This window comes from Marinobacter sp. F3R11 (genome assembly GCF_003318275.1).
Lineage (GTDB): Bacteria > Pseudomonadota > Gammaproteobacteria > Pseudomonadales > Oleiphilaceae > Marinobacter.
The window spans coordinates 107565-123011 of sequence record NZ_QOCH01000013.1 but is presented as its reverse complement, the minus strand read 5'-3'; the positions used below and the strand labels follow the sequence as shown (position 1 = coordinate 123011).

The 15447-nt window shown below is 54.3% G+C and carries 17 protein-coding genes; 15 read left to right on the top strand and 2 right to left on the bottom strand.

Annotated elements, in window-relative coordinates; all coding sequences use genetic code 11:
• Positions 1–228 precede the first annotated feature (228 nt).
• A complete protein-coding gene (locus DS878_RS05555) occupies positions 229–1260 on the bottom strand; it encodes a zinc-dependent alcohol dehydrogenase family protein (protein WP_113814987.1) in 1032 nt (343 codons plus the stop codon).
• A 245-nt stretch (positions 1261–1505) separates the two neighbouring features.
• Between DS878_RS05555 and tadA the strand changes: the two genes are divergently transcribed.
• From tadA to DS878_RS05535, 4 genes are read left to right on the top strand one after another with little or no spacing between them, the layout of a single operon-like run.
• Positions 1506–2009, top strand: a complete 504-nt coding sequence (gene tadA / locus DS878_RS05550) for a tRNA adenosine(34) deaminase TadA (RefSeq protein ID WP_113815430.1) — start codon at positions 1506–1508, stop codon at positions 2007–2009.
• A gap of 6 nt (positions 2010–2015) precedes the next feature.
• Positions 2016–3011, top strand: coding sequence for a UDP-glucose 4-epimerase GalE (galE, locus tag DS878_RS05545; RefSeq protein WP_113814986.1), 996 nt, complete (start codon positions 2016–2018; stop codon positions 3009–3011).
• 39 nt (positions 3012–3050) lie between these two features.
• Complete coding sequence (locus tag DS878_RS05540) at positions 3051–4394, top strand: UDP-glucose dehydrogenase family protein (RefSeq protein ID WP_113814985.1); 1344 nt, start codon at positions 3051–3053, stop codon at positions 4392–4394.
• A 19-nt stretch (positions 4395–4413) separates the two neighbouring features.
• Positions 4414–4845 (top strand): HIT domain-containing protein, encoded by a 432-nt coding sequence (locus DS878_RS05535; RefSeq protein ID WP_113814984.1) that lies wholly within the window; start codon positions 4414–4416, stop codon positions 4843–4845.
• Between the two features lie 21 nt (positions 4846–4866).
• On the opposite strand, the gene fabR is transcribed toward DS878_RS05535, so the two are convergent.
• Positions 4867–5490: an HTH-type transcriptional repressor FabR gene (fabR, locus tag DS878_RS05530; protein ID WP_113814983.1), complete on the bottom strand. Its 624-nt coding sequence runs from the start codon at positions 5488–5490 to the stop codon at positions 4867–4869.
• Positions 5491–5777: 287 nt separating this feature from the next.
• Between fabR and aspS the strand changes: the two genes are divergently transcribed.
• The 11 genes from aspS to ybgF all read left to right on the top strand — a co-directional run bounded on the left by aspS (position 5778) and on the right by ybgF (position 15410).
• The gene (gene aspS / locus DS878_RS05525; protein ID WP_113814982.1) at positions 5778–7580 is read left to right on the top strand and encodes an aspartate--tRNA ligase; all 1803 of its coding nucleotides are present in this window, start codon (positions 5778–5780) and stop codon (positions 7578–7580) included.
• Positions 7581–7593: 13 nt separating this feature from the next.
• Entirely contained in the window at positions 7594–8121 is a 528-nt protein-coding gene (gene ruvC / locus DS878_RS05520) for a crossover junction endodeoxyribonuclease RuvC (RefSeq protein ID WP_113814981.1), read from the top strand.
• Between the two features lie 29 nt (positions 8122–8150).
• Positions 8151–8771, top strand: a complete 621-nt coding sequence (gene ruvA, locus DS878_RS05515; protein ID WP_113814980.1) for a Holliday junction branch migration protein RuvA — start codon at positions 8151–8153, stop codon at positions 8769–8771.
• Between the two features lie 139 nt (positions 8772–8910).
• Entirely contained in the window at positions 8911–9942 is a 1032-nt protein-coding gene (gene ruvB / locus DS878_RS05510; protein ID WP_113814979.1) for a Holliday junction branch migration DNA helicase RuvB, read from the top strand.
• Positions 9935–10396, top strand: a complete 462-nt coding sequence (gene ybgC / locus DS878_RS05505) for a tol-pal system-associated acyl-CoA thioesterase (protein WP_261977614.1) — start codon at positions 9935–9937, stop codon at positions 10394–10396. Before ruvB ends, ybgC begins: the two co-directional genes overlap by 8 nt.
• Before the next feature lie 3 nt (positions 10397–10399).
• On the top strand, positions 10400–11101 hold the full coding sequence (tolQ, locus tag DS878_RS05500; protein ID WP_113814977.1) for a protein TolQ: 702 nt from the start codon (positions 10400–10402) through the stop codon (positions 11099–11101).
• 46 nt (positions 11102–11147) lie between these two features.
• Complete coding sequence (tolR, locus tag DS878_RS05495; RefSeq protein ID WP_113814976.1) at positions 11148–11594, top strand: protein TolR; 447 nt, start codon at positions 11148–11150, stop codon at positions 11592–11594.
• 79 nt (positions 11595–11673) lie between these two features.
• The gene (gene tolA, locus DS878_RS05490; RefSeq protein WP_113815429.1) at positions 11674–12639 is read left to right on the top strand and encodes a cell envelope integrity protein TolA; all 966 of its coding nucleotides are present in this window, start codon (positions 11674–11676) and stop codon (positions 12637–12639) included.
• A gap of 73 nt (positions 12640–12712) precedes the next feature.
• Entirely contained in the window at positions 12713–13972 is a 1260-nt protein-coding gene (gene tolB, locus DS878_RS05485; protein ID WP_410003465.1) for a Tol-Pal system beta propeller repeat protein TolB, read from the top strand.
• Positions 13973–14039: 67 nt separating this feature from the next.
• Positions 14040–14609: a peptidoglycan-associated lipoprotein Pal gene (pal, locus tag DS878_RS05480; protein WP_113814974.1), complete on the top strand. Its 570-nt coding sequence runs from the start codon at positions 14040–14042 to the stop codon at positions 14607–14609.
• A gap of 27 nt (positions 14610–14636) precedes the next feature.
• Positions 14637–15410, top strand: a complete 774-nt coding sequence (gene ybgF / locus DS878_RS05475) for a tol-pal system protein YbgF (RefSeq protein ID WP_113814973.1) — start codon at positions 14637–14639, stop codon at positions 15408–15410.
• Positions 15411–15447 lie beyond the last annotated feature (37 nt).

The window sequence follows — 15447 nt, the reverse complement described above, 5'->3', positions numbered from 1 at the left end:
ATAAGCGGGTCGTGTATTGTTTTACCACGGGATGAAGAAGGCTTGGCCTGTGCTCCGGAAGGGCGGCCACCAGCAAGGCAAGGTGGTCCGAATGGTTCCGGCCAATAAACCGGGATAATTCCGTAAGCGGCCGAAACTGCCCTGGTATTGAGCATGTATCCCGTTCCTGATGACACCGCGCGGGTAATCCCCCGCGCGGTTCAGGATGCGAGTGGATGCAGGTATCCCTTACTCGGCGGTCAACAGCATCTTGATCGCCTGTTCTTTAGCCGCATTGCTGAAGATGTCGTAAGCTTTTTCGATATCGTCTAGCTTGAAGCGGTGGGTCACCAGGTCTGCAGGCTTGACGCCGCCGCTTTCAACGAACCGCATCAATACAGGGATGGTGTCGGTGTTCACCAGGCCAGTGCGCAGGGTGATGTTCTTGATCCACAAGTCCTGCAGCTTGAATTCAACGCTCTTGCCGTGCACGCCGATATTGGCGATATGGCCGCCGGCGCGAATAATATCCTGGCAGATATCAAAGGTTTCAGGAATGCCTACGGCTTCCATGGCTACGTCGACGCCTTCACCATTGGTCAGCTCTTTTATCGCTTCAATCGGATCCCGGGCTATGGTGTCAGTAGCGCCAAGCATTTTTGCCATGGCCAGACGGTTTTCGTCCGGATCGATCATGATGATCCGCGCCGGGGAATAGAAACGGGAGGTTATCAGTGCAGCCAGCCCTATAGGACCTGCGCCGACGATGGCGACAGTGTCTCCGAGCTTGACCTCGCCGTTCAGGGCGCCGATTTCATGCCCGGTGGGCAGAATGTCGCTGAGCATGACGGCCGCAGCACGATCCATATCCTTGGGCACCACATACAGGCTGTTATCCGCATGGGGGATGCGTACATACTCGGCCTGAGTACCGTCGATCAGATGGCCGAGAATCCATCCGCCATCACGACAATGGGCGTAAACTCCACGTTTGCAGTAGTCGCAGCGACCACAGGACGTGACGCAGGATATCAGTACCTCGTCCCCAACCTTGATGTTGCTTACGCCATCACCGACTTCCTCAACAACACCCAGGCCTTCGTGGCCCAGAATCCGGCCTTCTTCTACTGCAGGGACATCACCTTTGAGAATGTGCAGGTCAGTACCGCAGATGGTGGTATGAGTGATGCGAACCACTGCATCCGTAGGTTTCTCGATCGCAGGCTGAGGCTTGTCTTCCCAGCTGCGCTTGCCCGGGCCATGATATACCAATGCTTTCATGTCACTTTCTCCTCTTTAGGGTACAAAGCTGCCAAACCTCATATGTTGCTATCCCAACTTGATATGGACCGGGCATGGTTTCCATGACCCAGGTCAAGATCAAACTTGATGGCGGGGCCGTTTACAAAAGAGTTGGGCGTCTACGGGGTTGCTTGGTAATAAAAGCGAATAATGGTATTTTTATGCCCCTTCAAAGCCTCACCAGCAGGCCATCCGCCTCCCGAAGTTTTCAGCAGAGCCGTGTTATGCCAGGGTTAGACAAAGACGATAATTACTGGATGCGACGTGCACTGACTCTGGCGGAACGGGCCGCATCCCAGGATGAGGTCCCTGTCGGTGCCGTTGTTGTGCGTGATGGCAAAGAAATCGGGACAGGTTTTAACTCGCCAATCTCCGGGTGTGATCCGACAGCCCATGCGGAGATATGTGCCTTGCGCGATGCGGCTGCAAGGGTAGGTAATTACCGGCTGACTGGAGCAACTCTTTATGTCACGCTGGAGCCCTGCACCATGTGCGTCGGTGCTATTGTTCACAGCCGTATCAGCCGGGTTGTTTATGGGGCCTGCGAACCCAAATCCGGCGCGGTTGAATCTACCCGGCGTACATTGGATGAGCCCCATCTGAACTGGCAGGTAGAAGCGGTCGGGGGCATCCTGCAGGAAGATTGCGGCCGGGTGCTTAGCGAATTTTTCAGCCGCCGGCGGGCCGAGATCCGGCAGCGGCGACAACAAGGTTCAGGGAAGGAGTAATTCTGCGTGAAAGTTTTAGTGACCGGCGGGGCCGGGTACATTGGTAGCCATGTTGTTCGCCAACTGGCAGAGGCCGGACATGATATTGTCGTTTTCGATAATCTTTCGACTGGCTACCGCTGGGCAGTGACGGCGGGAGAGCTGGTTGTCGGTGATCTTGCGAACGAAGCCGATATTGATCAGGTCTTTTCAAATCACCAGTTCGAGGCGGTTCTCCACTTTGCTGCCAATATTGTGGTTCCGGAATCTGTCGAGAACCCGCTCAAGTACTACAGCAACAATACTCGCAATACGCTGAATCTGCTCAAGGCTGTCGAGAAGTTCAAAGTGCCTTATATGGTATTTTCCTCAACCGCTGCGGTTTATGGCACGCCGGAGCAGACGGTTCTCACTGAAAACTTACCGCTTGCGCCGATCAATCCCTATGGCGCGTCGAAAATGATGAGTGAGCGGATGATCATGGATCTCGCCGCTGCGTCCAACCTGAATTACGTTGTTTTGCGCTACTTCAATGTGGCCGGCGCAAATCCCGACGGACTGCTTGGCCAGGCGACCCCTGAAGCGACCCACCTTATCAAGGTAGCCTGTGAATGTGTGACCGGGCAGCGTGACGGGATGAGCATTTTCGGTACAGATTACGATACCAGTGATGGCACCTGTGTTCGCGATTACATCCATGTGGAAGATCTCGCCAGCGCCCACGTAATGGCTCTTGATTACATGGCCGGCGGCGGAGACTCAAAAGTCATGAACTGTGGCTATGGTCGTGGCTTTACCGTCCGGGAAGTCATAGACATGGTGCGCAAGCAGTCTGGGGTTGAATTTCCTGTAGAGGAAGCGGGGCGTCGTGCTGGTGATCCTGCTGCCCTGATGGCAGACAATACACTGATTAAAAAGACTCTCGGCTGGCAGCCCGTTTACGACGATCTGGAAACGATTGTCGGCACTGCGTTGGCCTGGGAAGCAATCTGGCAGAAGAAAAAAGCTGCGGGCAGTCACTAAAAACTTTTTTTAAATATTATAGATATCGGGATTTAAAGGATGAAGATAACGATTTTTGGTACCGGTTATGTCGGGCTTGTGACTGGGGCCTGTCTGGCCGACGTTGGCCATGACGTACTTTGCATGGATGTTGATCAGGCCAAGATCGACAAACTCAAGAATGGTCAGATCCCTATTTACGAACCCGGGCTGGACGACATCGTAAAGCATACGTTTGAAGCAGGGCGCCTGGCATTCACCACGGATGTAGAGGAAGCCGTTCAGCACGGGGTTCTCCAGTTCATCGCAGTGGGCACACCACCGGATGAAGACGGTTCCGCCGATCTGCAGTACGTAACGGCGGTTGCCAAGTCTATCGGTCAGTACATGGATGATTACAAGGTCATCGTAGATAAGTCTACGGTGCCGGTCGGCACTGGCGACAAGGTCAAGGCGGCAGTCCGGGCCCAGCTCGATCATCGTGGTCTGGAGCTTGAGTTCGATGTGGTCTCCAACCCTGAGTTTCTTAAAGAAGGCGCGGCGATCAACGATTTCATGAAGCCGGACCGCATCATCATCGGAACCGACAGCGACAGAGCGGCGGACGTACTTCGTGAAGTTTATTACCCGTTCAATCGTAACCATGACCGCATGATTTTCATGGACATCCGGTCAGCAGAACTGACCAAGTACGCTGCAAACTCGTTGCTGGCCACTAAAATCAGCTTCATGAACGAGATTGCGAACCTCGCCGAGCGCCTGGGTGCCGATATTGAGGCGGTTCGACGTGGTATAGGTTCCGACCCGCGTATCGGCTACCACTTTATCTACCCGGGCTGTGGCTACGGTGGTTCCTGTTTCCCCAAGGATGTGCAGGCTCTGGCGCGCACGGCTAGTGATTGTGGCTACGAAGCGCATTTGCTGAATGCTGTAGAGACAGTTAACTACGCCCAGAAGCATGTGCTTTTCGACAAAGTCAGTCATTATTTCTGCGGTGATCTTAAGGGCAAGGTGGTAGCAGTCTGGGGGCTGGCATTCAAGCCAAATACCGACGACATGCGTGAAGCTTCGGCCCGGACACTGATGGAAGATTTGTGGAGTGCTGGCGCGTCTGTTCAGGCATTCGATCCGGAAGCCATGGAAGAGACCCAGCGTATTTACGGCGACCGCGAAGGCCTTGTGCTTTGTGGTACAAAAGAGCAGGCGCTTCGGGGTGCGGATGTACTGGTAATCTGTACAGAGTGGAAAGAGTTCCGCTCACCTGATTTTGCGGCTATCGCGTCAACATTGCGTGAGCCAGCAGTATTTGACGGGCGTAACCTTTATGAACCGGAGATGCTCGAACGTCACGGTCTGATTTATTACGCCATCGGTCGCGGCCGTAATCAGTTCCACTGTGATTGAACGAGAACAGGGTGCGACCATGACTCAGGGTCAGAAATTCTGTCTTCACGAGCGGTTGGCTGCAGATACGATCAGTCTGGGCCGGAGTCGCTTATGTGAAATCCGGCTGATGAATGATAAAACCTGGCCCTGGGTATTGCTGGTGCCGGCACTCGCCGGCATTCGTGAAATCTACGAACTGAACCCGGAGCAGCAGAGCCAGCTGGTGCAGGAATCCTCCGCGCTTGGTCGTGGGATGATGGAAGTATTTAGCGGCGACAAGATGAACGTGGCGGCGCTGGGAAACATGGTTCCCCAGCTGCACTTGCACCATATTGTCCGTTTTGAGGGTGATCCTGCATGGCCAGGCCCTGTATGGGGTAAGCAGCCGCCAGTTCCTTATGATGAAGCCGGGCTGGCGGAGGTCAAACGATCTCTGGCACCTGTGCTGTCACAACTGATTATTGCCTGAGCCCTTCTTCGTCAGTGCTGATTACCGGATTGAGGCATGTTTGGCCATCATCTGGGAGCCGATCAGGATCATCCTGAGTTCGGTTTTCAGTTTGGCTTTCAGCTCCTCCCGCTCTTTGAGCGTGGCATCCAGCGCGTCTGAGCCCTGGTTGAATACCAGCGTGACCATAGCTTCGGCAACGACTCGTGCATCAGACAAAGGTTTGTTCTGTTCTTCCGCAAAGCGCCGAAGGTCGTCAGCCAACTCTGTTACGAAATGATCAATCTCGGCTTTAATGGCTGTACGGAAGGGTTTGGAGCCGCCGGTCCGTTCCCGGAGCATCAGCCGGAACAGGTTGGCATTGTTGCCAAGATATTCCATGAATGTCTCCACTGAGGTTGAGATAGCGCTTCCATCCCGGGCGATTCTCTTGCGTGCCTGCCGCATGAGTTGGCGCAAAGCAACGCCACCCTCATCAACCAGCACCAACCCCAGCTCATCGAGATCAGCAAAGTGGCGGTAAAATGACGTTGGCGCGATACCGGCTTCCCGCGCCACTTCGCGCAGGCTCAGGCTTCCGAAGCCCCGGTCAGCGCTCAGCTGGCCGAGTGCGGCGTCCATCAAAGTACGGCGGGTGAGGCGTTTCTGCTCAGCTCTGGTTGGCAATGTGGCGGCTCCGATAAGGCGTGAGCGCGATAGTCTAGCGGTCTGTTACCCGGGAGGGAACCGCTGATGGCAGTTGCAACCAGATTATCCCTGGCCCTTGTCCCATGGTAAACAAGCCTGATTTTCGCTGCCATTATGTTTATAATAAGCCGCTTTTCCAGTATGGTTCCTGCTTCTTTGGCGGGCCAGATTTGAATTGGCAGTGAGTCGGCCTGGGTGCCTAGGCACCTGCCAGTTTTTTCAGACAGTTACGTAAACATCAGACACCAGATACAACGGGAACCGGTATGCGCAGTCACTATTGCGGTGGGATCAATGAATCCCACATCGATCAGGAAGTTACACTTTGCGGATGGGTACACCGCCGCCGTGACCATGGTGGGGTTATCTTCCTGGATCTGCGAGACCGGGATGGCATATCCCAGGTTGTGGTAGACCCGGATACCCCTGAAAGCTTTGCGCTTGCCGAAAAAGTGCGCAGTGAATTTGTTGTAAAGGTCACAGGGCGCGTGCGTCGTCGCCCGGAGGGCACTGAGAATAACAACATGCCGACAGGCCAGGTTGAGTTGCTCGGTAAGGAAGTTACAATCCTGAACGCCGCCGCTACGCCTCCGTTCCCGCTGGACGAGCATGTGGACGTGGGCGAGGATGTGCGTCTGCGCTATCGCTTTGTAGACCTGCGTCGGCCGGAAATGCTCAACCGCCTGCGTTTCCGTTCACGGGTGACCAGCTACATCCGCAACTATCTCGACAGTAACGGTTTCATGGATGTGGAAACCCCCATCCTGACCCGCGCGACACCAGAGGGTGCCCGTGATTACCTGGTGCCGAGTCGTACCCATGAAGGTTCTTTTTTCGCGCTTCCGCAATCGCCTCAACTTTTCAAGCAAATGTTGATGGTGTCAGGTGTTGATCGCTACTACCAGATTGCCAAGTGCTTCCGTGATGAAGATCTGCGGGCTGATCGTCAGCCTGAGTTTACTCAGGTAGATATCGAAGCCTCATTTATCAATGAAGAAGATCTCATGAACCTCAATGAGGGCATGATTCGCGCTTTGTTCAAAGACGTCATGGGTGTGGAACTTCCGGCCTTTCCGCGTATGCCTTATTCCGAAGCCATGGATCGTTTCGGTAGTGACAAGCCCGATCTGCGCATTCCGCTGGAGCTGCAGGATGTTGGGGATCTGGTCGCCGGTGTCGATTTCAAAGTATTTGCCGGCCCGGCGAAGGACCCGAAAGGTCGCGTAGCAGCACTGCGTGTTCCAAAAGGTGGTGAGCTGAGCCGCAAGCAGATTGACGAATACACCAAATTTGTTGGTGTCTATGGAGCGAAAGGTCTCGCTTACATCAAGGTGAACGAACTGGCGAAAGGCGTAGAAGGCCTGCAGTCGCCAATCGTCAAATTCCTGGGTGCCGATGTGGCCATGGCGGTCATGGAGCGTACGGGTGCTGAAGACGGCGATATTGTGTTCTTTGGTGCGGATAAGACCACCGTCGTTAACGAAGCCCTGGGAGCGCTGCGTATTCGGGTTGGTCACGACCTGAATATGCTGACCTGCGACTGGGCTCCGATGTGGGTCGTAGACTTCCCGATGTTTGAAGTACTGCCGGATGGAGGTCTTACTGCCATCCATCACCCGTTCACGGCGCCAAGTTGCACCCCGGAAGAGTTGGCTGAAAACCCGGAAAAGGCTTTGTCCCGTGCCTATGACATGGTTCTGAACGGTACTGAGCTGGGTGGTGGTTCCATTCGTATTCACAGCGAACAGATGCAAGAGGAAGTGTTCCGCATTCTGGGCATCAGTGAGGAAGAGTCCCGCGCCAAATTCGGGTTCCTGCTTGATGCGCTCAAGTATGGGTGCCCGCCTCACGGCGGCCTGGCCTTCGGTCTGGATCGTTTGATTATGCTGATGACCGGTTCCAGCTCGATTCGCGATGTGATTGCCTTCCCGAAAACCCAGAGCGCGACCTGTCTGATGACTCAGGCACCAGGTGCTGTGGATGAAAAACAGCTGCGTGAACTGCATATCCGTCTTCGCAAGCCCGTAAAGACAGCAGAAGGTAACACGTCCGACACCGGCGAAAAGTAAAAAGGGCAGTGATGTGGCGATTATTCTGGGTGTTGACCCGGGTTCAAGGATCACCGGTTACGGTATTGTCCGCGCTGAAGGTCGGCACATAGAATATATCGACAGCGGGTGCATCCGCGTGGGTGAAAAGCCCATGGCGGAGCGCCTGCGAATCATATTTCAGAGCCTGGTTAGTCTGATTGGTGAATACCGGCCAGAAGAATTCGCTATAGAACAGGTTTTTATGGCACGTAATCCCGATTCAGCCCTCAAGCTTGGGCAGGCTCGGGGTGCTGCGATAGTTGGTGCTGCCACCAGTGGGCTGGCTGTCCATGAATACTCGGCCCGGCAGGTCAAGCAGGCTGTGGTAGGAAAGGGCGGTGCCGACAAGTCTCAGGTGCAGCACATGGTTCAGGTGTTGCTGTCACTCTCCCGCAAACCCCAGGCAGATGCAGCCGATGCTCTGGCAATCGCTCTGTGCCATGCGCACATGAATCAAAGCATTCTGAGAGTAGCCGGTGGTGCGGGTAAGGCTCGCAGCGGGCGAGTGCGACAACAATAAACTGCTCCGCGGAGCGGCAGGAGGCATTCTTGATAGGTCGTATCCGAGGTATTCTTGTCGAAAAAACACCCGGGCATGCGCTGGTTGAATGCAGCGGTCTGGGTTATGAAGTTGACATCCCCTACACAACATTCTTTCATCTGCCGGAAGCCGGGCAGGAAGTTACCCTTCATACACATTTTGCGGTTCGCGAGGACGCCCAGAGCCTTTTTGGTTTCGCGTTGCGGCTTGACAGGGATTTGTTTCGACTTCTCATAAAAGTGAATGGTGTCGGCCCGAAGCTGGCCATTGGCATTTTGTCCGGTCTTGATGCCCGGCAGTTTATTCATTGTGTTGAAGGCCGTGATATCCAGTCGTTGGTGAAGCTTCCGGGTGTAGGAAAGAAAACGGCTGAACGTCTGTTGATTGAAATGGCAGATCGCATAAAACAGCTGGAAGGACAGTTTATACCTGCGTCGGCCGGCTCAGTAACCGATACTCCGCAGCCTGTAACCAGTGCGCACCGCCCTGCGGATGAAGCTGAGGCAGCGCTTATAGCACTTGGGTATAAGCCACAGGAGGCGGAGCGGGCAATTGCTAAAGTGGCAGAGGAGGGAATGTCCAGCGAGACCCTGATCCGGCTTGCCCTGAGAAATATGATCCCTGCTTGATGACGTGACTTTAATGTGTCGCTTATATAGCGCCAAACCTGTAGAGAGCGTAACGTGACACGCAGAGAGCTGTTTGTACAATTGATGTTCTTCTCTGCGTGCCTGGTGGTCTATTGATTCCCGATAAACGGACGAATACATGATTGAATCCGACCGACTGATCTCAGCCAGAGCCGGTGACAACGAAGAAGTTCAGGATCGTGCCATCCGGCCCACGTTGCTCTCCGAGTACGTGGGGCAGCCTGCAGTACGGGAGCAGATGGACATCTTTATTTCCGCTGCCCGTGGCCGCCGGGAAGCGCTGGATCATGTCCTTATTTTTGGTCCCCCGGGGCTCGGCAAAACTACACTTGCCAATATTATTGCCAATGAGATGAATGTGGCGATAAAGACGACCTCCGGGCCGGTACTTGAAAAAGCCGGGGATCTTGCTGCGATGCTGACCAATCTTGAGGAGGGCGATGTTCTTTTTATTGACGAAATCCATCGCCTCAGCGCCGTAGTAGAAGAAATACTGTACCCGGCCATGGAAGATTACCAGCTGGATATCATGATTGGCGAGGGGCCGGCAGCTCGCTCAATAAAGCTCGATTTGCCACCTTTTACACTTGTTGGCGCAACCACCCGGGCGGGGTTGCTGACATCACCCTTGCGGGATCGCTTTGGCATAGTTCAGCGCCTGGAGTTTTATAATACTGCGGATCTCACCCATATTATTGTGCGCTCGGCACGGCTTTCCGGCGTTGATATAGATGAAGAGGGCGCCTATGAAATAGCCCGCCGCTCAAGAGGAACGCCCCGGATAGCCAATCGCCTGCTGCGTCGGGTAAGAGATTACGCAGAAGTAAGGGCAGACGGACATATTAATGCAGGCATTGCGGACCAGGCCCTGAACATGCTGAAAGTGGACAATGAGGGCTTTGACCATATGGACAGGCGCTTGCTTTTGGCGATGATCGAGAAGTTTGATGGTGGTCCGGTGGGTGTTGAAAGTCTTGCAGCAGCGATCAGTGAAGAGCGGGGCACTATTGAGGATGTGCTTGAGCCTTTTCTGATTCAGCAGGGTTTTATGTTGCGTACCCCTCGTGGGCGCATGGTGACATCCCACGCATATGAGCATTTCGGGATTATCAGGGATGGTTCAGGTTCTGAAGGAGGCCCACTTGAGTGACTGCGAAGTGGCAGCGGAGTTCGGCTGGCCTGTCCGGGTATATATCGAAGATACGGACGCCGGCGGTATTGTTTTTCATGCCCGCTATCTGCACTACATGGAACGGGCCCGTACAGAGTGGGTGCGCAGTTGTGGTGTAGGGCTAAGGGCAGGGATGGCAGAGAACATAAGCTACGTTGTTCAGCGTCTGTCTATTCATTACGCTGCACCTGCGAGGCTTGATGACGAACTTGTGGTAACAGCAGAACCTGTGGGCTTTGGCCGGGTCTGGATGGAGTTCAGGCAGCGGGTTGTGCGAGTGCGGGACCGCAAACTGATGTGTGAAGCGAATGTGAAAGTAGCCTGTGTAGCCCTCGACAGCGGGCGGCCTATACGGTTACCGGATAATATGCGGGGTTTGCTTGAGCAAAGCAGGCCGCACCCTGAAACAGAACACGGAACAAGCCAGGAGTAAGCGGTGGATTCGGAATTGTCAGTCTGGAGTCTGATCTCAAACGCCGGTGTGCTGGTGCAACTTGTTATGTTGTTACTTGCAGCCGCATCGGTGGTTTCCTGGGCGCTGATATTTCAGCGCTCTCAGGTATTTCGTAAGGCCCGGCAGGCCCAGCTTGAGTTTGAGGAGCGCTTCTGGTCCGGCATGGATCTGGGGCAGCTCTATCGTGAAGTGAATGCTGAGCCTACGCCTTTTTCTGGCATGGAATCCTTGTTTCGTGCAGGTTTCAAAGAGTTTTCCCGGCTGCGTCAGCAAAGCCGTGATGCCGATGCCGTTATGGAAGGGACTCAGAGGGCCATGCGGGTCGCATTTTCCCGGGAGCAGGAGCGCCTTGAAGCCCATTTGCCGTTTCTTGCTACAGTCGGCTCCACAAGCCCCTATGTCGGCCTGTTCGGTACAGTCTGGGGCATTATGAATTCATTTCGCGGCCTGGCACAGGTTCAGCAAGCTACGCTGGCTACGGTGGCTCCCGGTATCTCAGAAGCACTTATTGCGACAGCCATGGGGCTGTTTGCAGCTATCCCTGCGGTTATCGCCTACAACCGTTTCTCGACCAGGTCAGATGCGCTTCTGAAGCATTATGAAACCTTTGCCGAAGAGTTCTCCAGCATTCTGCATCGTCGTGTTCATAGTGCCACTAAAAGTACCGACAGGGGCCCAGAGTAGTGACGGGAACATTGACGCCTACTGATAACAGTCGGAGTGCAGCACTATGAAAGGCATAGGAATGATGCCCGAGAACCGGCGTAAGCCGATGGCGGAAATCAATGTTGTTCCGTACATCGACGTGATGCTGGTGCTGTTGATTATCTTTATGGTCACAGCGCCCATGCTGACCCAGGGTGTAAAAGTCGATCTCCCTGAGACCGCTTCCAACCCGATTCAGGCAGACAAGGATGTGGAATCCATTGTCGTCTCCGTTGACGCTAACGGTGCCTATTATGTTGAGGTCGGTGATAAAGGTAGCGATCCTATGCCGCTTTCAGAAGTGAGTGAGCAGGTAGCCAGGATTCTGTCGCAGAGAGCGTCCAGCGACATTCTCGTTCGCGGTGACCAGAATGTAGAGTACGGAACCGTAGTACGTTTGATGGCAGCTCTTCAGAGCGCGGGGGCAACCAGTATTGGTCTGATCACCGACACGCTCCCGGACGAAACGTGAGATCAGGGCAGGCGGGATTGTTGTGACAGGTCAGGAACGGGAAATTACCAGCTCCGGAGTGCCTCCCTGGAAATCACCAGTGGCACTGTCAGTCGCTTTGCACCTGCTGATAGTTGGCGTAGCGCTTGCCGGTTGGTCCTGGTCTTCGTCTATTCAGGAGCCGCCCCCGAGCAGTATCTCCGCGCGACTTATTACTCAGCAGAAGCCGGAGCCGAGCCCGGTTGTTGAGCCGGTAGAGCAGCCGGATCGGGAGCGGGAGCAGAAGGAGCTCGAAAGACAGAAGCAGGTCGAGGCTCAGAAACTCCAGAAGCAGAAGGAAGAAGAGGCGCGTAAGGTCGCAGAGCAGAAAAAACGCGAAGAGGCTGAGCGTCAGGCTGAAGAACAAAAGCGGCAGCAGGCAAAAGCTGAAGAACTGAAGGCCCAGAAAGACCGTGAGGCAGAGGCTGCTCGCAAGAAAGCCGAAGCTGAGGCAAAAGAGCGTGAGCGCGCAAAGGCCGAGGCTGAAGCAGAGAAACAGCGCCAACAGGAAGCCAAACGTAAGGCTGAAGAAGAAAGGCAGCGCAAAGAAGAAGCTGAACGCAAGAAGCAGGAAGAGCTGGCACGCAAAGAGGCTGAACGCAAGCGGAAGGAAGCTGAGCGTCGGCTGCGGGAGCAGCAACTGGAGGCACAGGCAGAACAGGCCAGAAAAGCTCAGGCAGAAGAGGCCAGACGCCAGGAACAGGCTGCCGCTGCAAAGGCCCGGCAGGCGCAGATGTTGTCGGAGAGTCAGAAATATCAGGGACTAATCCGAGATCGGCTTAGGGACGCTTGGTTTTGGCCGTCCTCAGCAACAGAAGAGATGGTAACACGGCTGCAGATTACATTGCTGCCAACCGGAGAGTTGGTAGGTGTAAAACTTGTAAGCAGCAGTGGCAATACTGCCTTTGATAATTCTGCTTTGAGTGCGGCAAAGTCATTGAGCCGGTATCCAGTGCCGAGTGAGCGGGATACCTTTGAAGCCTATTTCCGTCAGTTTACGATTGAATTCAATCCAAGAAGATTGTGATAAGGAAGCGGGTAACACCATGATACAGAGAATATCGTTCAGGCCCTCAAAGGCACTGTTTTCCCTGCTTGCCATGCTGTTTCTGGTGGTCACAAACACCCAGGCCGAATTGCTGATCCGGGTTACTGAAGGTGCCGATTCGGCGATTCCGGTATCCGTAGTGCCCTTTGCAGAAAACGGGACCATGCCTGCGGGTGACAAGGTAAGCAGTATTGTGCAGGCCGACCTGGCCATGAGTGGTGAGTTTCGGCCTTTGCCGCCCGAGAAAATGCTGAGCCTGCCGTCAAAGCGGTCAGACGTGTATTTCCGTGACTGGCGGCTGCTTGGGCAACGTTATGTACTGGTTGGTGAGCTGACACTTAACGGTGACAAGGTGCAGGCCCGCTACGAATTGTTTGATGTAAACCGTGAGGAACGGATTCTCGGTGAGACGGCTTCTGCGCCGGCGTCAAATTTGCGCTCACTTGCCCACCACATCAGCGATAAAGTGTATGAAGCCATTACAGGGGTTCCCGGTGCCTTCTCTACCAAACTGGCGTATGTAACGCTCGACAGGGCCAACGGGCAGCCCCGCTACCGGTTGCAGGTGAGCGATATCGATGGAAAGCGTGCGCGTATCCGGCTGGAGAGCAAAGAGCCTATTTTGTCGCCAGCCTGGTCTCCAGATGGCAAAAAGTTGGCCTATGTCTCGTTTGAAACCGGCAAGCCAGTCATTTTTGTTCATGAGCTTGGTTCTGGTAAGCGCACCAAGGTGGCAGATTTCCCCGGCCTGAACTCGGCTCCGGCCTGGTCCCCCGATGGGCAATCCATGCTGATGACCCTTTCAAAAGACGGTAATGCTGAAGTCTATGAGATGAACCTTCAGTCCCGTAAGCTGACGAAGCTCACAAATCACTGGGCGATAGATACCGAAGCAGCCTGGGACAGCTCGGGTAAGGGGATATTCCTGACATCTGACCGCTCGGGTGGTCCCCAGATCTATCGCATGGAAAAGCCGGGCGCCGAACCTCAGCGGATTACATTTGGCAGCCGTTACAACGCACGTCCACGGCCGGATAATGCCGGCAACTATGTGTATTACGTTCATCAGCGCGACCGGGCATTCACCATTGCCCGTACCAATCTGAAAAATGGTGAGGAGACGGTTCTTACCCGTACCGGGTCCGATGAGTCACCCAGTGTGTCGCCAAATGGCCGTATGTTGATTTATGCCACCAAACAAAGTGGTGAAAGTGTACTGACGGTCATCTCCGCTGATGGCGGTGCAGCGTATAGTCTGCCTGCGTCGGAAGGTGATGTCCGCGATCCGGCCTGGGGGCCTATTGTTCGGTAGGTGATGGGTGCGAAGGTAGTCATCTGAAAAGCGGAAATCCAAGTTAACCAACAGAAAGGAAGGGATTATGAAGTTGTCAGCTCAAACCAAGGTACTTGCTCTTTTGTTCTCCGCTGGCCTCTTTGCCGGCTGTAGCACGACCGGTGAAAACATGGATGAAGGAGATTACGGCTCTGACGTTGCGGCCATTGATCAGGACGGTGGCTCAACCGTATATGGCGGCAGTGATCAAGGCGGGATTTCTTCGTCCTCAATGACTGAAGAAGAGCGGATGGAAGCTCAGCAGCAGGCTGAACAGGAAGCCCTTCGGAGCATCACAACATTCTATTTTGATTTCGACACCTCTGAAATCAAGCCTGAAGCCCGGGACGTCCTGATGGCTCACGCCCGCTACCTGTCCAGCAATCCCGGCCAGAAAGTGCGGCTTGAAGGTCATGGTGACGAGCGTGGTTCCAAGGAATACAACCTGGCTCTGGGTGAGCGCCGTGCGAACGCCGTTCAGCGTTTCCTTATTGTGAATGGTGCTTCACGGGGCCAGATGGAAACCGTAAGCTATGGTGAAGAGAAGCCGGCGGTGATGGGCTCATCAGAGAGTGCATGGGCTCAGAATCGTCGTGTGGAACTCGTATTCGAGTAAACGCACACACAACATCGGGTTAACTCCATGAGAAAGCAGCTCATGGCGGCAGTTGTTATCCCGCTTGCCCTTGGGCAGGCGGGAATAACGCTGGCGCAATCATCGACTCCAGCATTCCAGAGCAATGCTTCCGAGGCCCAGCGCAAGGCTAATTCCAGCCAGGCGACGTCTGAGCTTTTTTACATGATCCAGCAGTTGCAAGGCGAAGTACGGCGGCTTCAGGGTGAAACAGAAGAGCAACGACATCTTATAAAGCGTCTGCAGGATCAGGGCAGAGATCGTTATATCGATCTGGATCAGCGCATCCTCGACCTCTCCGAGAAGATTTCGGCCCAGCCTCAGGCTGCAGACTCACCGGTTGGTGGTGCAGACACCGGGGGGGCGGTAGCAGCCGAGATACGAGAATATCGCCAGCCCAGTGCAGAAGAGCGAAAGGCGTACAAAGCCATTCAGGATCTTATCCACAATCAGAAAAACTACGATGAAGCTATTAGCCAGCTTTATGAGTTCACCGATAAATACCCGGAAGGGGATCTTACGGTGAATGCGTACTATTGGTTGGGAGAAGTCTATCTGGTAAAGCCCCAGCTTGAACAGGCCCGGCAGGCGTTTTCAATTGTAGCGACCCGTTACGCGGATCATCGCAAGGCGCCTGATGCTGTTTACAAATTAGGCATCACGCTGGATCGGTTGGATAAAAAAGCAGAAGCTCGTCGACAGATGGAGCAGGTGATTAGTGACTACCCGGATAGCGATGCTGCTCGTCTGGCCAGAAAATTTATGGCTTCAGACCAGGGGTAGGGCGGATAGATTCAAAAAAAAATGAAGAACATGGCCT

Coding starts and splice junctions, on each gene's coding strand:
- ybgF (WP_113814973.1), top strand. CDS start 14,637: ATGAGAAAGCAGCTCATGGCGGCAGTTGTTATCCCGCTTGCCCTTGGG.
- ruvB (WP_113814979.1), top strand. CDS start 8,911: ATGATTGAATCCGACCGACTGATCTCAGCCAGAGCCGGTGACAACGAA.
- pal (WP_113814974.1), top strand. CDS start 14,040: ATGAAGTTGTCAGCTCAAACCAAGGTACTTGCTCTTTTGTTCTCCGCT.
- tolB (WP_410003465.1), top strand. CDS start 12,713: ATGCTGTTTCTGGTGGTCACAAACACCCAGGCCGAATTGCTGATCCGG.
- DS878_RS05540 (WP_113814985.1), top strand. CDS start 3,051: ATGAAGATAACGATTTTTGGTACCGGTTATGTCGGGCTTGTGACTGGG.
- tolR (WP_113814976.1), top strand. CDS start 11,148: ATGAAAGGCATAGGAATGATGCCCGAGAACCGGCGTAAGCCGATGGCG.
- DS878_RS05535 (WP_113814984.1), top strand. CDS start 4,414: ATGACTCAGGGTCAGAAATTCTGTCTTCACGAGCGGTTGGCTGCAGAT.
- aspS (WP_113814982.1), top strand. CDS start 5,778: ATGCGCAGTCACTATTGCGGTGGGATCAATGAATCCCACATCGATCAG.
- tadA (WP_113815430.1), top strand. CDS start 1,506: ATGCCAGGGTTAGACAAAGACGATAATTACTGGATGCGACGTGCACTG.
- DS878_RS05555 (WP_113814987.1), bottom strand. CDS start 1,260: ATGAAAGCATTGGTATATCATGGCCCGGGCAAGCGCAGCTGGGAAGAC.